Source organism: Rhizobium phaseoli, from assembly GCF_010668805.1.
Classification (GTDB): domain Bacteria; phylum Pseudomonadota; class Alphaproteobacteria; order Rhizobiales; family Rhizobiaceae; genus Rhizobium; species Rhizobium phaseoli_A.
Genome location: NZ_WUFT01000133.1, coordinates 1 through 397, shown reverse-complemented (window position 1 = coordinate 397; position 397 = coordinate 1). Strand labels below are relative to the sequence as shown.

Annotated in this window: 1 protein-coding gene; it reads left to right on the top strand. The window is 69.5% G+C overall.

The features are described from left to right. Positions 1-378 (top strand): alpha/beta fold hydrolase (locus GR197_RS31725; protein WP_164016653.1); only part of this gene is annotated, 378 nt, incomplete at its 5' end. Positions 379-397: the final 19 nt, after the last annotated feature.

Genomic DNA, 397 nt, shown 5'->3' with positions numbered 1-397 from the left:
CATTCGACCCTCGCCGCGAAACCCTCCTGCCCTGCGCCCGGCTTCTGGCTGCACGGCATGAACCAGCGGCTGATGGAGCGCGTCTCGGCGACGGGCGAACCCCGACTCTTTCACACCGACTTCAGCGCCTGCAACGCGTACACGGACGGCCTCGCGCGCGCCACGCAGGTGAGCTGCCCCACGCGCCTGATTGTCGGCAGGCGCGACATGATGACGCCGCCGCGCGCCGCCAAAGCCCTCGCCGACGCGCTGCGCGGCGCGAATGTGCCCGTCGACACGATCACGCTCGACGCCGGCCACGCGCTGATGTCCGAGCAGCCCGACGCGACGCTCGATGCGCTTTACGCGTTTGCGACGGCCCGCGTTCCTGGCCGCTGAAGAAACGTCACATTAACCG